This is a genomic window from Plantactinospora mayteni, from assembly GCF_016862935.1.
GTDB lineage: Bacteria > Actinomycetota > Actinomycetes > Mycobacteriales > Micromonosporaceae > Plantactinospora > Plantactinospora mayteni.
In genome coordinates this window covers 42915-61321 of sequence record NZ_BONX01000048.1, presented here as the reverse complement: position 1 = coordinate 61321, position 18407 = coordinate 42915, and the positions used below count along the sequence as shown (strand labels likewise).

At 71.5% G+C, this 18407-nt stretch carries 16 protein-coding genes; 1 reads left to right on the top strand and 15 read right to left on the bottom strand.

What is annotated here, in order from left to right; genetic code table 11:
* Nucleotides 1–30 precede the first annotated feature (30 nt).
* The 12 genes from Pma05_RS31740 to Pma05_RS31685 form a co-directional block, all read right to left on the bottom strand.
* The gene (locus tag Pma05_RS31740; protein ID WP_203861179.1) at nt 31–2526 is read right to left on the bottom strand and encodes an NADH-quinone oxidoreductase subunit G; all 2496 of its coding nucleotides are present in this window, start codon (nt 2524–2526) and stop codon (nt 31–33) included.
* Nucleotides 2526–3845: an NADH-quinone oxidoreductase subunit NuoF gene (nuoF, locus tag Pma05_RS31735; RefSeq protein ID WP_203861178.1), complete on the bottom strand. Its 1320-nt coding sequence runs from the start codon at nt 3843–3845 to the stop codon at nt 2526–2528. The genes Pma05_RS31740 and nuoF overlap by 1 nt, the downstream gene beginning before the upstream one ends.
* Nucleotides 3842–4876, bottom strand: coding sequence for an NADH-quinone oxidoreductase subunit NuoE (gene nuoE / locus Pma05_RS31730; protein WP_203861268.1), 1035 nt, complete (start codon nt 4874–4876; stop codon nt 3842–3844). The genes nuoF and nuoE overlap by 4 nt, the downstream gene beginning before the upstream one ends.
* Before the next feature lie 107 nt (nt 4877–4983).
* The gene (locus tag Pma05_RS31725) at nt 4984–6318 is read right to left on the bottom strand and encodes an NADH-quinone oxidoreductase subunit D (RefSeq protein WP_203861177.1); all 1335 of its coding nucleotides are present in this window, start codon (nt 6316–6318) and stop codon (nt 4984–4986) included.
* The gene (locus Pma05_RS31720; protein ID WP_203861176.1) at nt 6315–7055 is read right to left on the bottom strand and encodes an NADH-quinone oxidoreductase subunit C; all 741 of its coding nucleotides are present in this window, start codon (nt 7053–7055) and stop codon (nt 6315–6317) included. Before Pma05_RS31720 ends, Pma05_RS31725 begins: the two co-directional genes overlap by 4 nt.
* Nucleotides 7052–7726: a NuoB/complex I 20 kDa subunit family protein gene (locus tag Pma05_RS31715; RefSeq protein WP_203861175.1), complete on the bottom strand. Its 675-nt coding sequence runs from the start codon at nt 7724–7726 to the stop codon at nt 7052–7054. Before Pma05_RS31715 ends, Pma05_RS31720 begins: the two co-directional genes overlap by 4 nt.
* 13 nt (nt 7727–7739) lie before the next feature.
* Nucleotides 7740–8105, bottom strand: a complete 366-nt coding sequence (locus Pma05_RS31710) for an NADH-quinone oxidoreductase subunit A (protein ID WP_203861174.1) — start codon at nt 8103–8105, stop codon at nt 7740–7742.
* A gap of 119 nt (nt 8106–8224) precedes the next feature.
* A complete protein-coding gene (locus tag Pma05_RS31705) occupies nt 8225–9502 on the bottom strand; it encodes a geranylgeranyl reductase family protein (RefSeq protein ID WP_203861173.1) in 1278 nt (425 codons plus the stop codon).
* Nucleotides 9503–9953: 451 nt separating this feature from the next.
* Nucleotides 9954–10997: a hypothetical protein gene (locus Pma05_RS31700; protein ID WP_203861172.1), complete on the bottom strand. Its 1044-nt coding sequence runs from the start codon at nt 10995–10997 to the stop codon at nt 9954–9956.
* Nucleotides 10998–11067: 70 nt separating this feature from the next.
* Nucleotides 11068–11778 (bottom strand): demethylmenaquinone methyltransferase, encoded by a 711-nt coding sequence (locus Pma05_RS31695; RefSeq protein ID WP_203861171.1) that lies wholly within the window; start codon nt 11776–11778, stop codon nt 11068–11070.
* A gap of 548 nt (nt 11779–12326) precedes the next feature.
* Nucleotides 12327–13517, bottom strand: a complete 1191-nt coding sequence (mqnC, locus tag Pma05_RS31690) for a cyclic dehypoxanthinyl futalosine synthase (protein WP_203861170.1) — start codon at nt 13515–13517, stop codon at nt 12327–12329.
* Between the two features lie 136 nt (nt 13518–13653).
* Nucleotides 13654–14913 (bottom strand): phospholipase D-like domain-containing protein, encoded by a 1260-nt coding sequence (locus tag Pma05_RS31685; protein WP_203861169.1) that lies wholly within the window; start codon nt 14911–14913, stop codon nt 13654–13656.
* Between the two features lie 218 nt (nt 14914–15131).
* Between Pma05_RS31685 and Pma05_RS31680 the strand changes: the two genes are divergently transcribed.
* Nucleotides 15132–15932 carry a M12 family metallo-peptidase gene (locus Pma05_RS31680; protein WP_203861168.1) on the top strand — a complete coding sequence of 267 codons (801 nt, stop codon included), beginning with the start codon at nt 15132–15134 and terminating at the stop codon, nt 15930–15932.
* A gap of 108 nt (nt 15933–16040) precedes the next feature.
* Here the strand turns inward: Pma05_RS31680 and paaE are convergent, their stop codons facing one another.
* Genes paaE through paaC form a run of 3 tightly spaced genes read right to left on the bottom strand, consistent with a single transcriptional unit; the run spans nt 16041 to nt 18381 of the window.
* Entirely contained in the window at nt 16041–17153 is a 1113-nt protein-coding gene (gene paaE / locus Pma05_RS31675; protein WP_203861167.1) for a 1,2-phenylacetyl-CoA epoxidase subunit PaaE, read from the bottom strand.
* Nucleotides 17150–17638, bottom strand: a complete 489-nt coding sequence (paaD, locus tag Pma05_RS31670; RefSeq protein WP_203861166.1) for a 1,2-phenylacetyl-CoA epoxidase subunit PaaD — start codon at nt 17636–17638, stop codon at nt 17150–17152. The genes paaE and paaD overlap by 4 nt, the downstream gene beginning before the upstream one ends.
* Nucleotides 17635–18381 carry a 1,2-phenylacetyl-CoA epoxidase subunit PaaC gene (paaC, locus tag Pma05_RS31665; protein WP_203861165.1) on the bottom strand — a complete coding sequence of 249 codons (747 nt, stop codon included), beginning with the start codon at nt 18379–18381 and terminating at the stop codon, nt 17635–17637. Before paaC ends, paaD begins: the two co-directional genes overlap by 4 nt.
* Nucleotides 18382–18407: the final 26 nt, after the last annotated feature.

Sequence of the window (18407 nt, the reverse complement as noted above, 5' to 3'; positions counted from 1 at the left end):
CTGCGGGGCTCGCAAGCTCACTCCTCGCGCTCACCGCGACGTACCTCCAGCGCTGTTCAGCAGCGGTCCCGGCTTGCCCGCCGCGTCGGCGGCGACCGGGGTGGCCGGGCCGGCGCTGAGCCGGACGATCGAACCGGACGTGGCGCCGAGGCCGCGCCGGACGCTCGCGCCGGGAGAGTTGGTGGGCAGCCAGACCACGCCGTCCGGCAGGTCGGTGATCGCCGCCGGCAGGGTCAGCGCGCCCCGGTCGGTGCCGACCGTGACCGCGTCGCCCTCGGCCACCCCCAGCGCCTCGGCGGCGGCCTTGCCGAGCCGGACCACCGGCGGCCGGGCCGTGCCGCCGAGCTGCGGGTCGCCCTCGGTCAGGGTGCCGGCGTCGACGAGCTGGTGCCAGGTGGCCAGTACCGCCTCGCCCGGGCCCGGCCGGGCCGGCGCGGCCGGCTCGACCGCCGGGGCGGCGGTCCGGTTGGCCTTGGTCGCCGGCAGCGCGCCCAGCTCGCGGCGTACGCCGTTCACGTCGCCGGTGCCGAGCCGCACGTCGAGCTGGGCGGCGATCGCGTCCAGCACCCGGGCGTCGGTCATCGCGGTGGTATTCAGTACGGCCTCGAAGGTGCGCAGCCGGCCCTCCCAGTCGAGGAAGCTGCCGGCCTTCTCCACCACCGGGGCAACCGGGAAGACCACGTCGGCGCGGCGGGTCACCGCGTTGTGCCGCAGCTCCAGGCTGACCAGGAACGGCACGTTGTCTAGCGCCTCCTCGGCGAGCCTCGGGTCGGCCAGGTCGGCCGGGTCGACTCCGGCCAGCACCAGCGCGCCGAGCGAGCCGTCGGCCGCCGCCGCGATGATGCCGTCGGTGTCCCGGCCGGGCTGGCTCGGGATGACCCCGGCGGCCAGGTCCCAGGCGCCGGCCAACTCGGCCCGGCCGGCCGCGTCGGTCACCGGCCGTCCGCCGGGGAGCAGGTTCGGCAGGCAGCCCGCGTCCACCGCGCCGCGGTCGCCCGCTCGCCGGGGCACCCAGGCCAGCTTGGCGCCGGTACGCTCGGCCAGCTCGGCGGCGGCGGAGAGTCCACCCGGCACCGTGGCCAGCCGCTCGCCGACCAGCAGCACCGCGCCGGGCTGGCGCAGCGCCTCGGCGACCGAGGCGTCCCCGGCCAGCAGCTCGGCCTCGTCGCCGGGGGCGGCGGTCAGCACCGTCGCACCGATCTTTGCCAGTCCCCGGGTCACGAACGGGGCCAGCGCGAGCACCTTCAGCCCGCGCTTGTTGTATGCCTTGCGCAGCCGCAGGAAGAGGATCGGGCACTCCTCCTCCGGCTCCAGCCCGGCGACCACCACGGCCGGGGCCCGCTCGACGTCGGCGTAGGTCACCTCGGTCGTCCCGGCCACCGTGCTGGCCAGGAACTGGGCCTCCTCCGCCGAGAGCGGGCGGGCCCGGAAGTCGATGTCGTTGCTGTGCAGCGCCACCCGGGCGAACTTGGCGTACGCGTACGCGTCCTCGACGGTGAGCCGGCCGCCGGTGAGTACCCCGACCCCGCGTGCCGAGTCGCGAGCCTCGCGCAGCCCGTCGGCGGCAACGCCGAACGCCTCGCTCCAGGACGCCTCGCGCAGCTCACCGGTCTTGGCGTCCCGTACCAGCGGGCTGGTGATCCGCTCGTTGGCGGTGGCGTACCGGAAGCCCCAGCGGCCCTTGTCGCAGTTCCACTCCTCGTTCACCGCCGCGTCGTCGCCGGCCAGCCGGCGCATCACCTTGCCGCGCCGGTGGTCGGTGCGCTGGGCGCAGCCGGCCGAGCAGTGCTCGCAGACGCTCGGCGTCGAGACCAGGTCGAACGGGCGGGCCCGGAACCGGTATTGTGCGCCGGTCAGCGCGCCGACCGGGCAGATCTGCACCGTGTTCCCGGAGAAGTACGAGTTGAACGGGACGTCGCCCTCGTCGCCCTCCTCGCCGTAGTACTCGTCCCGGTAGACGTTGATCTCCTCGGCGCTGGACCGGCCCATCAGGTCGATGAACTTGTCCCCGGCGATCTCCTCGGAGAACCGGGTACAGCGCTGGCAGAGTACGCAGCGCTCGCGGTCCAGCAGGACCTGGCTGGAGATGTTGACCGGCTTCTCGTATTCCCGCTTGTGCTCGTGGAAGCGGGTCTCGGTACGACCGGTGGACATCGCCTGGTTCTGCAGCGGGCACTCGCCGCCCTTGTCGCACATCGGGCAGTCGAGCGGGTGGTTGACCAGGAGCAGCTCCATGATCCCCTCCTGCGCCTTCTTGGCGACCGGAGAGGTGAGCTGGGTGCGTACCACCATGCCGTCGGCGACGGTCTGGGTGCAGGAGGCGACCGGCTTGCGCTGCCCCTCCACGTCGACCAGGCACTGCCGGCAGGCGCCGGCCGGGGCGAGCAGCGGGTGGTCGCAGAACCGGGGGATCTCGATGCCGAGCTGTTCGGCGACCCGGATCAGCAGCGCACCCTTCGGTGCCGTCACCTCGATGCCGTCGATGGTGAGCGTGACGGTATCGACCTGCTTCGCAACGTCCGTCATTAGTGGGCTCCTACCAGGGTCTTCTCCGACAGCTTGGGAGCCGTCCGGCCCTCGATGTAGTCGAGGTAGTCCTGCTTGAAGTACTGCAACGAGGAGGTCACCGGGCTGGTCGCGCCGTCACCGAGGCCGCAGAACGAGCGGCCGAGGATGTTGTCGCAGGTGTCCAGCAGGGTGGCCAGGTCCTCGTGGGTGCCCTGCCCGGCCAGGATCCGCCGGTAGGTGCGGACCATCCAGTAGTTGCCCTCCCGGCACGGCGTGCACTTCCCGCACGACTCGTGGTGATAGAACTCCAGCCACCGGTAGGTCGCGTAGACCGGGCAGTCCTGGTCGGAGAAGATCTGGGTCGCGGTGGTGCCGAGGATCGAGCCGGCCGCCGCCACCCCCTCGAAGTCCAGCGGTACGTCCAGGTGCTCGGCGGTGAGCAGCGGGGTCGACGAGCCGCCCGGGGTCCAGAACCGCAGGTTGTGTCCGGGCTGCATGCCGCCGGCCAGCTCGATCAGCTCGCGCAGTGTGATGCCGAGGCCGGCTTCGTACTGCCCCGGGTTGTTGATCCGGCCGGAGAGGGAGTAGATCATCGGCCCGGAGGACTTCTCGGTGCCCATGCTCTTCCACCAGGCGGCCCCGCCCAGCACGATGTACGGAACGCTGGCGATGGTGCCGACGTTGTTGACCACGGTCGGGCAGGCGTACAGGCCGTGGGTCGCCGGGAACGGCGGGCGCAGCCGGGGCTGGCCCCGGAACCCCTCCAGCGAGTCCAGCAGCGCCGTCTCCTCGCCGCAGATGTACGCCCCGGCCCCGCTGTGCACCACCAGGTCCAGGTCGAAGCCGGTACCGAGGATGTTCTTCCCGAGATACCCGGCCTGGTACGCCTCCTGCACGGCGTTGCGCAGCCGCCGGGCCGCGTGCACCGCCTCGCCCCGGATGTAGATGTAGGCGCGGTTGGCCCGGATCGCGTACGAGGCGATGATCACGCCCTCGACCAGCGAGTGCGGGTCGTGGGTCATCAGCGGCAGGTCCTTGCAGGTGCCCGGCTCGCCCTCGTCGGCGTTGACCACCAGGTAGTGCGGCTTGCCGTCGCCCTGCGGGATGAAGCCCCACTTGAGCCCGGTCGGGAAGCCTGCGCCGCCCCGGCCGCGCAGGCCGGAGTCCTTGACGAGCTGGATCAGGTCGTCCGGGTGCGCGGCGAGCGCCTTGCGCAGTGCCGCGTAGCCGTCCAGCCGCTGGTAGACGTCGAGCCGCCAGGCGTCCGGCGACAGCCAGCGCTTGGTGAGCACCGGGGTCAGCTTCTCCAGCGTCTCCCGCCGAGGCGTCGTGGTCACTTGTCGGCCTCCTCTTCGCTCGCGACTGCGGGGCTGGCAGGCTCACTCGCAGCCGACTTCAGCGAGCGCTCCTGCGCGTCCGTACCGCCGTCGCCGGCCGGCTTGGCGTCGCTGGCCGGCCTGTTGGCGGCGGTGCCGGCCTCCTCGGCGGCCTTCGCGTCGGCCGGGCCGGGCGGCGTGCCGTCGACCGGCGCCGCCGCCCCGGGCGCGTCCGGAACCGCGGTCCTGGCGTCCGGGTTCCGGGTCTCGGCGGTACGGATCTGCGGCGACTTGCCGTCCGGCGCCTTCACGTCCGGCGCGGTGCTGCCGGTGGCGGCGGCCGGCCGGGTGGTCGCCGGGGCCGGCTTGTCACCGGTCTGGCTGCCCTTGATCGGGGTGTTCGGGTCGTAGCCGGCCACCGAGATGCCGTGCTGCTGGGCCAGCCGCAGCCCGGCCAGCGTCGGGTCGCCGGCCAGCCCGTCGGCCACCGCCTCCGCGCGCGGGTCGGCGAAGCCGGCCAGTTGCCGCGACATCTCCTTGAGGGTGCAGAGCCGGGCGCCCCGGCTGGGCTGCGGACGACCGCCCGCGCGCAGCTCGTTGACGACAGCGACCGCCGCGTCCGGGTCGACCTGGTCGAAGAAGTCGTAGTTGACGGTCATCACCGGGCCGTAGTCGCAGGCCGCCAGGCACTCGGCGTGCTCCAGGGTGATCTTGCCGTCCGGGGTGGTCTCGTCGTGCCCGACCCCGAGGTGCTCGGTCAGGGTGTCGTAGACCTGCTGCCCGCCGAGCACGTTGCACATGGTGTTGGTGCAGACGCTGACCAGCCAGTCGCCGGTCGGCCGGCGCTTGTACATGGTGTAGAAGGTGGCCACCGCGCCGACCTGCGCCTTGTTCAGCCCGAGTACGTCGGCGCAGAACTCCACGCCGGCCGGGGAGACGTACCCCTCCTCGGACTGCACCAGGTGCAGCAGCGGCAGCAGCGCCGAGCGGGACCGGTCGGCCGGATAGCGGGCGACGATCTCCCGCGCCCGCTCGTCGAGCTTCGCGTGCAGGTCGGCGCTGCGTGGCCCGCCGTTGCGCTGTGCCGGTACCTCACTGCCCGGGCCGGTCAGCAGGCCGTCCAGCCGGGACGCCGCGTTGCCAAACTGGGACTCAGTCACTAGCGATCACACCCACCCATCACCGGGTCCAGCGACGCGCCGCCCGCGATCACGTCCGCGATCAGGCCGCCCTCGGCCATCGCCGGCAGCGCCTGGAGGTTGACGAAGCTGGGCTCGCGGTAGTGCACCCGGTACGGCCGGGTGCCCCCGTCGGAGACCGCGTGTACGCCCAACTCGCCACGGGGCGCCTCGATCCCGACGTAGACCTGGCCCGGTGGCACCCGGAAGCCCTCGGTGACCAGCTTGAAGTGGTGGATCAGCGACTCCATCGACTGACCCATGATCTTGGCAACGTGCTCCAGCGAGTTGCCCATCCCGTCCACGCCGATGGCGAGCTGCGCGGGCCAGGCGATCTTCTTGTCGGCCACCATGATCGGGCCGGGGCGGAGCCGGTCGAGTGCCTGCTCGACGAGCTTGAGCGACTCCCGCATCTCGGCCATCCGGACCAGGTAGCGGCCCCAGACGTCACCGCTCTCGGTGGTCGGCACGTCGAACTCGTAGTTCTCGTAACCGCAGTACGGCATCGTCTTGCGGATGTCCCAGGGCAGCCCGGCCGAGCGGAGCACCGGACCGGTGATGCCGAGCGCCAGGCAGCCGGTGACGTCGAGCACCGCCACGTCCTTGGTCCGCTCCAGCCAGATCGGCTGGCCGGAGAGCATGTCCTCGTATTCCTTCAGCTTCTTCGGCAGCAGCTTCAGGAACTCGCGGATCTTGACGATCGCCTCGTCCGGGACGTCCTGGGCGACCCCGCCCGGCCGGACGTACGCCATGTTCATCCGCAGGCCGGTGACCAGCTCGAAGATCTCCAGCACGTACTCACGCTCGCGGAAGCCGTAGAGCATCACGTTGACCGCGCCCAGCTCCATCGCCGTGGTGGCGATCCAGACCAGGTGCGAGGAGATCCGGTTCAGCTCCATCATCAGTACCCGGATCGTGGTGGCCCGCTCGGTCACCTCGTCGGTGATGCCGAGCAGCTTCTCCACGGCGAGGCTGTAGGCCGTCTCGTTGAACAGCGGCGAGAGGTAGTCCATCCGGGTGACGAACGTGCTGCCCTGCACCCAGTTGCGGTATTCGAGGTTCTTCTCGATCCCGGTGTGCAGATAGCCGACCACCGCCCGGGCCTCCCGGACGGTCTCGCCCTCCAGCTCCAGGATCAGCCGGAGCACGCCGTGCGTCGACGGGTGCTGCGGACCCATGTTGACGATGATCCGCTCGTCGTTGATCGGGTCGTGCCCGCTGACCACCTGGTCCCAGTCGCCACCGGTGACGGTGAAGACCCGACCCTCGGTGGTCTCCCGGGACTCGGCGTAGCTCGGGTTCGTCGACGTGCTCATTGGTACGACCTCCGCTGGTCGGGCGGTGGGATCTCGGCGCCCTTGTACTCGACCGGTACACCGCCGAGCGGGTAGTCCTTGCGCTGCGGGTAGCCCTCCCAGTCGTCCGGCATCAGGATCCGGGTCAGGCCGGGGTGGCCGTCGAAGACGACGCCGAACATGTCGTACGCCTCCCGCTCCTGCCAGTCCGCCGTGGGGTAGACCGAGGTGACGCTCGGCACCCGGGGCTGCTCGGCGGTGACCGCGACCTCCAGCCGGAGCTGCCGGCGGTAGGTCATCGAGGTGAGCTGGTAGACGACGTGCAGCCGGCGCTGGTCGGTGCCGAGGTAGTCGACCCCGGAGACCGAGGAGCAGAGCTCGAAGCGGAGCGCCGCGTCGTCCCGGAGCACCTGGCAGACCTCGGCGATCCGCTCGGCGCGGATGTGCAGGGTCAGCTCGCCCCGGTCGACCACGACCTGCTCGATCGCGTCGGCGAAGCCCGGGTACGCCTCCTCCAGCGCATCGGCGACCTCGTCGAAGTAGCCGCCGTACGGCCGAGGGCTGTCCACCACGTCGACCCGCTGCCGCACCAGTCCGCCGAAGCCGGAGGTGTCGCCGCTGCCGGAGATGCCGAACATGCCGCGCCCGGCCGGGCTGGCCGGGGGCAGTTCGGCCGGCGCCCCGCTGGTCGCCCCCACCGGCGGCCGGGACACCGGCACGCCGCCACCGTTCTGCTCGGGTTTGCTGGGCTCGCTCACCGGTCCGCCCTTCCCACCAGGTGGTTCTGCGCCTTCATCCAGTTCTCGATCCGGAGCTGCTCCTCGCGCCCCTCGGCGACCGCCCGGGTCCACTCGGCCCGCCGCGCCTTGTCGTTGCGGTACGACGACGGCATCGAACCGGGCGCCACGACTGGGATGTCGCCACGGGCCCGACGCGCCTCCAGCATCTTGCGGCCGTTCGGGCCGAGCGGCTCGTGGCCGATCTTCTCGCGCAGCTTGAGGATCGCGTCGATCAGCATCTCCGGCCGGGGCGGACAGCCGGGCAGGTACATGTCGACCGGCACCACGTGGTCGACGCCCTGCACGATCGCGTAGTTGTTGAACATGCCGCCGCTGCTGGCGCAGACGCCCATCGAGATCACCCAGCGCGGCTCGGCCATCTGGTCGTAGATCTGGCGCAGCACCGGGGCCATCTTCTGACTCACCCGGCCGGCCACGATCATCAGGTCCGCCTGGCGCGGCGAGGCCCGGAACACCTCCATGCCCCACCGGCCGAGGTCGTAGTGGGAGCCACCGGCCGCCATCATCTCGATGGCGCAGCAGGCCAGGCCGAAGGTGGCGCCCCAGAACGACGACTTCCGGGACCAGTTGACCAGCTTCTCGACCGAGGTGAGCAGGATCCCGGACGGGAGCTTCTCCTCGATACCCATCTGACGACCTCCCTCAGTCCCAGTCCAGGCCGCCACGCCGCCAGACATAGGCGTACGCGACGAAGACCGCGACGATGAACAGCACCATCTCCACGAAGCCGAAGAGCCCGAGCATGTCGAAGCTCACCGCCCACGGGTACAGGAAGATGATCTCGATGTCGAAGACGATGAACAGCATCGCCGTCAGGTAGAACTTGATCGGGAACCGGCCGCCGCCGACCGGCTGCGGGCTCGGTTCGATGCCGCACTCGTACGCCTCGAGCTTGGCTCTGTTGTAGCGCCGGGGGCCGGCGAAGCGCGCCGCGGCGACGGAGAACAGCGCGAAGAACGCAGCGAGGGCGAACAGCCCGATGATGGGTACGTACGGCGAGAGCGACATCGTTTTCCCCTGCTCGTCCTTCCCGGCCCTCGGTCAATTTCCAAATTCACACTATTCACAGTCCTCCGGGCGACGCTGCCCGGGGTGCCACTGGCGCCCGCGCCCGGGCCCGGCGACGTTCACACGGCCGGAGCCACCTTCGTCATCGCGTTGATGACCCGGTCCATCGCGTCCCCGCCGCGCGGATCGGTCAGGTTCGCCAGCAGCTTGAGCACGAACCGCATCAGGGTCGGGTGCGGCATGCCGTGCTTGGTGGCGATCCGCATCACGTGCGGATTGCCGATCATCTTCACGAAGATGTTGCCGAGCCGGTAGTAGCCGCCGTACCGGGCCTTCAGCTCGGCGGGGTAACCGGCCAGCGCACGTTCCCGCTCGGCACCCGCCGGGCGGGCCAGCGCCTGCACCACGATCTCGGCGGCGAGTTCGCCGGACTCCATCGCGTACGCGATGCCCTCGCCGTTGAACGGGTTGACCATGCCACCCGAGTCGCCGACCAGCAGCACGCCCCGGGTGTAGTGCGGTACCCGGTTGAAGCCCATCGGCAGGGCGGCGCCGAGGATCGGGCCGTCCGCGTTGGTCTCGTCGGTCATGCCCCACTCGGTCGGGGTGGCCGCGAGCCAGTCGACCAGCAGCCGCCGGTAGTTGGTCTTGCCGAACGCCGCCGAGGAGTTCAGCGCGCCCAGCCCGACGTTGACCCGGCCGTCGCCCATCCCGAAGATCCAGCCGTACCCGGGCAGCAGCTTGTCGGGGTGCTCCTTGCTGCGCAGTTCCAGCCACGACTCCAGGTAGTTGTCGTCGTGCTTGGCCGGCGAACGGTAGTAGCGGCGGACCGCGACGCCGATCGGCCGGTCCTCCCGCTTGTTGAGGCCGAGCGCGAGTGGAAGCCGCCCGGAGACGCCGTCGGCGGCGATCACCAGCGGGGCGCGGAAGCTGGCCGGCGCCTTCTCCGGGCCGCTCTCGGCGGTGACCCCGACCACCCGGCCACCCTCGTCGAGCACCGGCCCGGTCACGTTCATCCCGGTACGCAGCTCCGCGCCGGCCCCGACGGCCCGCTTCGCCAGCAGGTCGTCGAAGTCGAGCCTGGTCCGGACCAGCCCGTAGTTGGGGAAGCTGGCCAGCTCGGGCCAGTCGAGTTCGAGACGTACGCCGCCGCCGATGACCCGCAGTCCCCGGTTGTGCAGCCAGCCCGCCTCGGTCGAGGTGTCGACGCCGAGCTTGACGAGCTGCTTGACGGCCCGAGGGGTCAGCCCGTCCCCGCAGACCTTCTCCCGGGGGAACTCGGTCTTCTCCAGCAGCAGCACGCGTACGCCGTGTCGGGCCAGGTGATAGGCGGTTGTCGATCCACCCGGACCGGCGCCAACGACGATGACGTCCGCGTCGTTGTCGACCGTGGTCATCCGCGCCTCCCCTCCCGATCGCTCGTGAAATGCTTCACAAGCCTCGTCCGGGGAGGAGTCTAGAACCGCGAAGTGGCCGGCGACCGGTTAGGCGACCCTAAGTTGCCGAGGTAGGCGTGTTGACTACGTCCCCAAGCCCGTTCCGTACCCGGTCGCGTACCCCCTCCCGGTTGGTCCGTACGCCGCGCTGGGCGGCCAGGTCGAGCCGTCCGGAGCGTCTCGACGCTCGCCGCGCACCGACGTCGATCGACTACGTGGCCGGGACTCCTTCGGATGCGGACTACTCAGCTCGCAATCGCCCGATGACCACTGTCGAGCTGCCCCGTTTGCGCACCCGGCTCGACCGCTCCTGCGGATCGCCCCGTCCAGCCGGGCTTCCGGCGGCCCGGGCGCGGGCGGCGGAGATGGCCGGACAGCAGCCCGGCCCGCCGGGGTCGGCCGGCGGCGCGGCTCAGGTACGGTCCTCGCCGCCGCGCTGCTCCGGACGGCGCTCGATCGGTCCCGGGGTGAGCGGCCCCGGTTCGGTCGGATGCGGATCGGTCGGACGCGGCTGCACCGGGTGCGGGTCGGTGGGGTGCGGCTCGGCCGGATGCGGCTCTCCCGGAACGGGTGCCGCCGGATGCGGGTCGGCCGGACCGGGCCGACCCGGCTGGGGTTGCCCCGGCTGCGGCTGCGCCGGATGCGGTTCCGGCGGGTTCGGCTCGACCGGATGCGGCTCGACCGGATACCCATCGACCACCGGATACCCGTCAGGCGAGGAAAGGCCGCCAGGCGGGGAAAGACCATCGGGCGGCGAAAGACCATCTGGCGGGGGAGGATCGTCGGCCGGGGAGAGACCATCCGCCGGGGAAGGATCGTCGGCCGGTCCGGCAGCGTTCCCCGACAGCCGCCCGGCCGGGGTACCGCCCGCCGCCGCACCGCCGTTCTCCGGCATCCCCTGCACAGGGTGGCCGCCGTTCTCCGGCGACCCCTCGATCGGATAACTGCCCGGCGGCACCGGGTCGTCGTCCGGGGAGCGCTCGTGCTCGTACGGCAGTTGCTCCCGCAGGGTGCCGCCACTGACCCGGTCGAGCGCGGCCAGTACGTCGGCGACCACGGTCCGGACCGCGACCGGATCGGGCCCGGCAAGCTCCCGGAGCTGCGCGATCAGCTCGGCCGCCTCGGCCTCCGGATCGACCGCCTCGGCCTCCAGGTCGGCAACCTCGGCCTCCGGTTCGGCAGCCTCGGGCGCCGGCTCGGCGGCGTCACGGCTCGGACCGGCAGCCCCGGACCGAGGATCGGCGGCGGCCCGGTGCGGCTCGGCGGCGGTATCACGGTTCTGTCCGGCCGCGGTATCACGGTTCTGTCCGCTGGCAGCATCGCGGTTCTGTCCGGCGGCAGCGTCGGGCTCCGGAGCGTCGTCGCTCCGGTGCCGCGCGTCCGGCGAGCCCGCGACCGCCGGTGTCTCCTCGGCCGGCTGCTCGTCGCCGTCGACCTGCCGGTCTGCCCCCGCCATGGGCGCAGCCTACGGCCTGGAAAGCCGCTTCGCGGATCAAAACCGACTAAAGCAACATGAAACAGATGTGTCAGGAACGTATCGCGCGGTGCAGTGCGACGATGCCGCCGGTCAGGTTCCGCCAGCCGACCCGGTGCCATCCGGACCGGCCGATCTGCCCGGCCAGCCCGGCCTGGTCCGGCCAGGCCCGGATCGACTCGGCCAGATAGACGTACGCGTCCGGGTTGCTCGCCACCGCCCGGGCCACCGCCGGCAGCGACCGCATCAGGTAGGAGAGGTAGACCGTCCGGAAGACCGGGTTGGTCGGCGTACTGAACTCGCAGACCACCAGCCGGCCACCGGGCCGGGTGACCCGGGCCATCTCCCGGAGCGCCGCCTCGGTGTCCACCACGTTGCGCAGCGCCAGCGAGATGGTGACCGCGTCGAACGCCTCGTCCGGGAACGGCAGCCGGAGTGCGTCACCGGCCAGCAACGGCACCTCGGGCCGGCTCCGTCGGCCGGCCCGGAGCATCCCGATGGAGAGATCCAACCCCACCGCGTACGCCCCCGAGGTGGCCAGTTCGGCGGTGGAGACTCCGGTGCCGGCGCCCACGTCGAGCACCCGGTCACCGGGGCGCAGGTCGAGGGCGGCCAGGGTGGCCCGGCGCCACCGCCGGTCCTGCCCGAACGAGATCACGGTGTTGGTCAGGTCATACCGGGACGCCACTTCGTCGAACATCGCCGCCACCTCGTGCGGCTGCTTGTCCAGGCTGGCCCGGCGTCCGGACGGGGTACGGGTCACGCCGGAACACTCTGCCAGCCACCGGCCCGGCCGGTCGGCCCGGGGCGGGACGGCTCCCCACCGGTACCCGGCCGGGACGACTCCCGACCGGTACGCCTCCGGAGCGGCTCCCGGCGACGGCCCGATACCTGGCGGCACGCCGCCCGGACCGGAACACACCACGGGCGAGGTGGTCTCCCACCCCGCCCGCGATGCCGTGCGTTATGTGAACGGCCCTCATGGACCGATAGAGGACGACCCCGGTGCGCCGCGTCCCGACCCGGAGGTCGGTCCGTCCACGACGGTCAGCGGGTACGTGTGCCGGCACGTTATCGGTTCGACGGGCCCGGTCGCGCTCCCCTTGATCCAACCGTTATGACCGGCGAGACGCGCTCGACTTCCAAGAATGTCCTGGTCAGAGGGCTTTTATCCGGCGCGCCCAGCGCTCTGCCGCCGGATCGGGGCCAAGGACCGACCCCTCGCCCAGCCGCCGATGACCGAACGGACGAGGGTAGTCCCGTGTCCGAACGGACGAGGGTAGTCCGGGTGACCGAACGGACCGGGGTGGGTCAGCGGGCCGCGACGAGCGGGAGACTCCGGCCCGCGCCGCCACCGGGCAGCGCGATGGAGGAGAAGTGCGACACCACCCGGTCGTCGGTCGGGTCGTCGGCCGGGGTGTGGTGCACCGCCAGGCGCCGGTAGAGCGTGTCCCGCTGGGCGGGGATCCGGCCGGCGGAGCGGATCATCCAGATCAGCTCGTGCAGGTTGGACCGGTGCCGCGCACCGGCCGAGGAGATGACGTTCTCCTCCAGCATGATCGAGCCGAGGTCGTCCACCCCCATGTGCAGGGCGAGTTGTCCGGCGTCCTTGCCGGTGGTCAGCCAGGACGCCTGGAGGTGCGGCACGGTGTCGAAAAAGAGCCGGGCCACCGCGACCAGCCGCAGGTATTCCAGGGTGGTCGCCTGGGTACGGCCCTTGAGGTGGTTGTTCTCCGGCTGGTACGTCCACGGGATGAAGGACCGGAAGCCCCGGGTACGGTCCTGCACGTCGCGGATCATCCGCATGTGTTCGATCCGCTCGGCGTTGGTCTCCCCGGTACCCATCATCATGGTGGCGGTCGACTCGACACCCTGCCGGTGTGCGAGTTCCATCACCTCCAGCCAACGGGCACCCGACTCCTTCAGCGGGGCGATCGCCTTACGCGGGCGCTCGGGCAGCATCTCGGCGCCGGCACCGGCGATCGAGTCCAGCCCGGCCGCCTTGATCCGGCTGATCGCCTCGTCCAGGCTGACCCCGGAGACCTTCGCCATGTGCAGGATCTCGCTCGGCCCGATGGAGTGGATGGCGAGCTGCGGGTATGCCTGCTTGACCGAGGAGAAGAGTTCCTCGTAGTACTCCACGCCGTAGTCGGGGTGGTGGCCGCCCTGGAGCATCACCTGGGTCGCGCCCAACTCGACCGCCTCGGCGCAGCGCCGCAGGATCTCCTCGGTCGGGTGCGTCCAGCCCTCCCTGTGCTTCGGCGCCCGGTAGAAGGCGCAGAACTTGCACGCGGTCACGCAGACGTTGGTGTAGTTGATGTTGCGGTCGATCAGGTAGGTGACGATGTTGTCCGGGTAGCGCCGCCGCCGTACCGCGTCGGCCGCCTCGCCCAGCGGGTGCAGCGGCGCGTCGGTGTAGAGCAGCAACGCCTCCTCGGCCGTGATCCGCCCGCCGTCCGCCCCACGCTGCAGGACGCTGTCAACTTCCCGGCTAACCATCACACCCCCGAGCGTACGCCGCCCGGCCTGCGCACCGTCGCGCCCACTACTTCGCGGAAGTAGTGGGCGCGACCGGCGGCGGATGCCGCTCCTTCCCCGATCGTGCGCGATCACGCACCCGCGAGCGGAGCGAGGAGGCTCAGGTGGTGCAGCTTCCGTTGTCGGGGTTGACGCACTTGGCTCGGGTCCAGAGGGTTTCGAAGTTGTTGTGGAAGTCGGTCCAGACCGTGGGGTGCTCGATCTTCACCAGGGTCTCGTCGTGGTCGGTCAGCGCCGGGTCGGTGACGTTGTGCGAGCCGGTGAAGACGACGCTGCGCCCGGCGACCCCGGCGAAGGTGCCCTTGATGATGATGTTCTTGGAGTGCACGGTCACCACCCGGCCGTCGTGGTTGCTCGCCTCGGCGTCGTGGTACTTCTTCAGCGAGACGTTCGGCTGCCCGTTCAGGGTGGCGTACGCGGTGCTGCCCATCGTGCCGTAGACGACCCGGACCTTGCAGCCCAGCCGGCCGATCCGGCGCAGCTCGGTGGCGACCTGCGGGCGGGCGTCGGTGAACTGGGCGTGCGCCACGTCCACCGCGCAGCCGCTCTCGTACGCGCTCACCTCGGCGAGCCGGTTCGCCAGGGTGTCGCTGTCGGCCCGGGGCGAGTGGTAGACCGTGACGGCGGTGTTCGGCGACTTGTAGTAGCCGTTGGCGGCGTTGAAGTAGTCGTTGTTCTTCCGCTGCGCCCGCATGTCGTTGAAGTACGCGGTGAAGTGGTCGTACAGGTCGTAGTCCTCGTGCACGACCAGCGCGCTGTTGAAGAGGTTGTTCTGGCTGAAGGTGAGGTTCTGCGAGCTGACGAAGACGACCCGCTTCATGGTGCCGCTGGTGGAGAACGTGAAGACCTTGTTGTGGTTGATCGAGTTGCTCTTGTTGCCGATGCATGCCGTCGAGCCGGCCACCGTCGACGAGGTCTTGCCGCAGATCACCAGGTCGTCGAGGTTGGCCGAGTTGAGTACCGCCATCGCGGCGTTGTCGGCGCCGGTGTTGACCCCGCCACCGGTCTCGTCCAGCACGATCCGGACGATCACGCCCCGGGCCGCCGCCCGCTTCAGCGCCTCGGCCACCACGGGGGAACTCCAGCTGTACATGATGCCCCGGATGTAGCCGCCGGCCGGTGCGCCGTCGGCCAGCCGGACCAGCTCGTCCTCGATGGTCCGGTCCCGGGTGCCGTCGTCGGCCGGGATGTTGAACCGGGTGTACGCCGGGAACGGGTCGGCCGCGGCGACCGCGCCGTCACCGGCGTCGGCCGGGGTCGGGCCAACGGCCACGGCGGGCGGGGTGAGCAGGGTGGTGGCCAGTAGGCCGAGCGCCGCGCAGGAGGCGAGTCCGACCCGGGCTCGGCGCGTACGGAGCATCCTCATGGATTCCTTGGTAGTACAGATCCTTCAACGGAGCAACGTTCGGCGTAGGATTTCTTCACCAACTGGCATCGATCGACAGGTCGGCGTGCGGTGGGCGGATCGGCACGTCCCTCCGTCCGCCGAATGCCCGGCGAGTGTCCGGTCACCGCCCTGTCGGCCACCTAGCCCGGCTGCCAGGGTGAGGAACAACCACATCGGTACGGGGAGGATCCATGAGGTTACGCAGAGCCGTCGGCGCCGTGATGATAACGGTGACCGCCGTGGCCGTCGCCGCCACGCCGGCAGTCGCGACGCCGAGCACCAGTGTCCACACCGACCTGGCAGCCGCGCCGGACGCCTCGCAACAGGCGATGGTCACGTCGGTGGTACGCAACCCGGACGGCACGGTCGTCGAGACGAGCTACACCCCCGGGCCCGGGGTCAGCTCGGCCAAGCTGGCCGAGCGGCTCAGGGGGAGCGGGGTCGCCAACGTCACCGTCGAGGGCGAGGGCGGGCTCGGCACGCTCGCCGTGGCGGCGTGCTCCCAGGGGACGGCCCGGACCTGGCCCAGCGACACCGACTGCTTCGCCGAATGGGCGTACAACGGCTACGCGCGGCCACAGCTCTACTACATCGACTCGTCGAGCGCCGCCTGGCCGGTGGGTCGCGCGGTGACCAGGTGGAACGAGACGTCCGGGATCGACTCGGTCTACCGCACGACCAACTCCGGATGCCCCGGCGGCGGAATCCACTGCGTCCCGGTGGCCAGCGCCAACTACGGCGCCACCGGCTGGGTCGGCCTCGCCCGTCGCTGGCTCAACGCGGCCGGGACCTACTACACCCGCGCGGAAATCCAGCTGAACGACTACTACGGCGGCACCGAGGCGCAGCGCTGGAACACCGCCTGCCACGAGATCGGGCACGTACTCGGGCTCGGCCACAACACCTCGACCGGAAGCTGCATCTACTACCAGCAGTCCTCGCAGCGCTACCCCAACGGCGACGACCACACCCTGATCGAGCGCTACTACTGATCGACACCTGATTGACGCTCGGGTTCCCGACCAGGCCGGACACGCCGTCCGGCCTGGTCGCCGGCCGTGGCGCGGGAGCAGTGCTGGCGGGGGAGCAGCGCCGACGCCTCAGCCGTCGTAGTCGACCATCAGGGTGTCGGTGACCGGGCTCGACTGGCAGGTCAGCACGTACCCGGCGGCCACCTCGTCCGGCTCCAGGGCATAGTTGCGGGCCATCGACACCTCGCCGGAGACCAGCTTCGCCCGGCAGGTGGAGCAGACCCCGCCCTTGCAGGCGTACGGCAGCTCGCCCCGGACCCGCAGGGCCGCGTCGAGTACCCGCTCGGACCGCCCCATCCGGAAACTCGACGTCCGGCCGTCCAGCCGGATCGTCACCTCGGTGCCGGCGTCGGCCGTCGTCTCGACCGGCCGGACCGGCGGCGCGGGCGGCGCGTCCACATGGAACAGCTCGGCGCGTACGGCCCGGTCCGGCACCCCTCGCTCGGCCAGCACCCGCCGGGCGTCGAGCACCATCCCGTACGGGCCGCAGAGGAACCACTCGTCGATCCGCTCGGCCGGTACGACGGTGTCGAGCAGCCGGCCCAGCCGCTCGGCGTCGACCCGGCCGTGCAGCAGCGGCGACTCGCCCGGCTCCCGGGAGAGCACGTGCACCAGGTGCAGCCGCTCCGGATAGCGGTCCTTCAGGTCGGCCAGTTCCTCCACGAACATCACGGTACGGCCGTAGCGGTTGCCGTACACCAGGGTGAAGGTGCTGGCCGGCTCGACGGCCAGCGCGGTCGCGACCAGCGACAGCACCGGCGTGATGCCCGACCCGGCGACCACCCCGGCGTAGTGCCGGACCCGGTCCGGCGCGAACGCCGTGCCGAACGTCCCCAGCGGCGGCAGCACCTGCACCGTGTCGCCGGCCCGCAGCGTGGAGACCGCGAAGCTGGAGAATGCGCCGCCCGGCACCTCCCGTACCCCGATCCGCAGTTGTCCGGTCGCGTCCAGCTCGGCCGGGGTCGAACAGATCGAGTACGACCGCCGCACCTCCGCCCCGTCCGCGAGGACCCGCCGCACCGTGAGGTGCTGCCCGGCCCGGAAGGCGAAGGTGTCCCGCAGTTCGGCCGGTACCTCGAAGGTGACCGCGACCGCGTCCTCGGTGAGCCGGTCGACCGCCCGGACCGGCAACGGGTGGAAGACCGGCCGGCGCCGGACCGGCCGGTTGATGGTTACGCTCAAAACGCCCTCAGATGGTCGAAGGGTTCCCGACAGGCCCGGCACCGCCACAGCGACTTGCAGGCGGTCGAGCCGAACCGGCTGACCTGCTGGGTGTCGGCGGCACCGCAGTGCGGGCAACGGACGCCCAGGGTGACCGGCACGGGCCGCCCGCCCGCCGGACCCGGCGGGGCGATCCCGGCGGCGGCCAGCTTGGCCCGGCCGGCCCCGGAGATCCAGTCGGTGCTCCAGGCCGGGGCGAAGACCGTGACGACCTCGGCGTCCGGATGCCCGGCGGCGGCCAGCGCGGCCCGGAGGTCGGCCCGGATCACGTCCATCGCCGGGCAGCCGGTGTAGGTCGGGGTGATGGTCACGGTGACCCGCCCGGTCGCCGCGTCCTCGGTCACGTCCCGGAGCACGCCGAGGTCCTCGATGGTCAGCACCCGCAGCTCGGGGTCGACCACCGTGGCCGCGGCCCGGCGGGCCGCCGAGGACCGGTCGGCGCTCACCAACGGGCTCCCGGATGCGCCCGGTGCAGCACCTGCATCTCGGCAAGCAGGTAGGAGAGGTGCTCGGTGTGCAGCCCGGCCCGGCCGCCGTCCGGCCCCCAGCCGTCGGCCGGACGCTCCAGCGTCGCCGTCTCCAGCACCGGCTCCACGTTCGCCAGGAAGGCGGAGCGCAGCCCAGCCGGGTCGACCGGCGCGGCCGGGTCGGCCACGAACAGCTCGTTGGTGTACGGCCACAGCTCCGCCACCGCCGCCCGCATCCGCCGGTGCGACTCCGGGGTGCCGTCGCCGAGGCGTACCGTCCAGATGCTGGCGTGGTCGAGGTGGTAGGCCACCTCCTTGCGGGCCTTGCCTGCGATGGCGGCGAGCCGCTCGTCGGCGCAGCCGCTCAGCGCGGCATAGAGCGGGAGCTGGTACGCCGACAGGAAGAGCAGCTTCGCCATGGTCGTCGCGAAGTCGCCGTTCGGCAGCTCGACCAGCAGGCAGTTGCGGTACTCCCGATCGGAACGCAGGTACGCCAGCGCGTCCTCGTCCCGGCCGGCCCCCTCCAACTCCCCGGCGTGACTCAGCAGCAGTCGGGCGGCGCCGAGCTGGTCCAGTGCGATGTTGGCCAGCGCGACGTCCTCCTCCAGCTCGGGGGCGGCGGTGACCCACTCGCCGAGCCGCTGGGCGGCGACCAGGGCGTCGTCGCCGAGCCCGAGCAGGTAGTCGACGGTGGTCCGCGCAGGCGTGCCGGGGGTGTTCACAGGTGCGTCGACGGTGGTCCGCACAG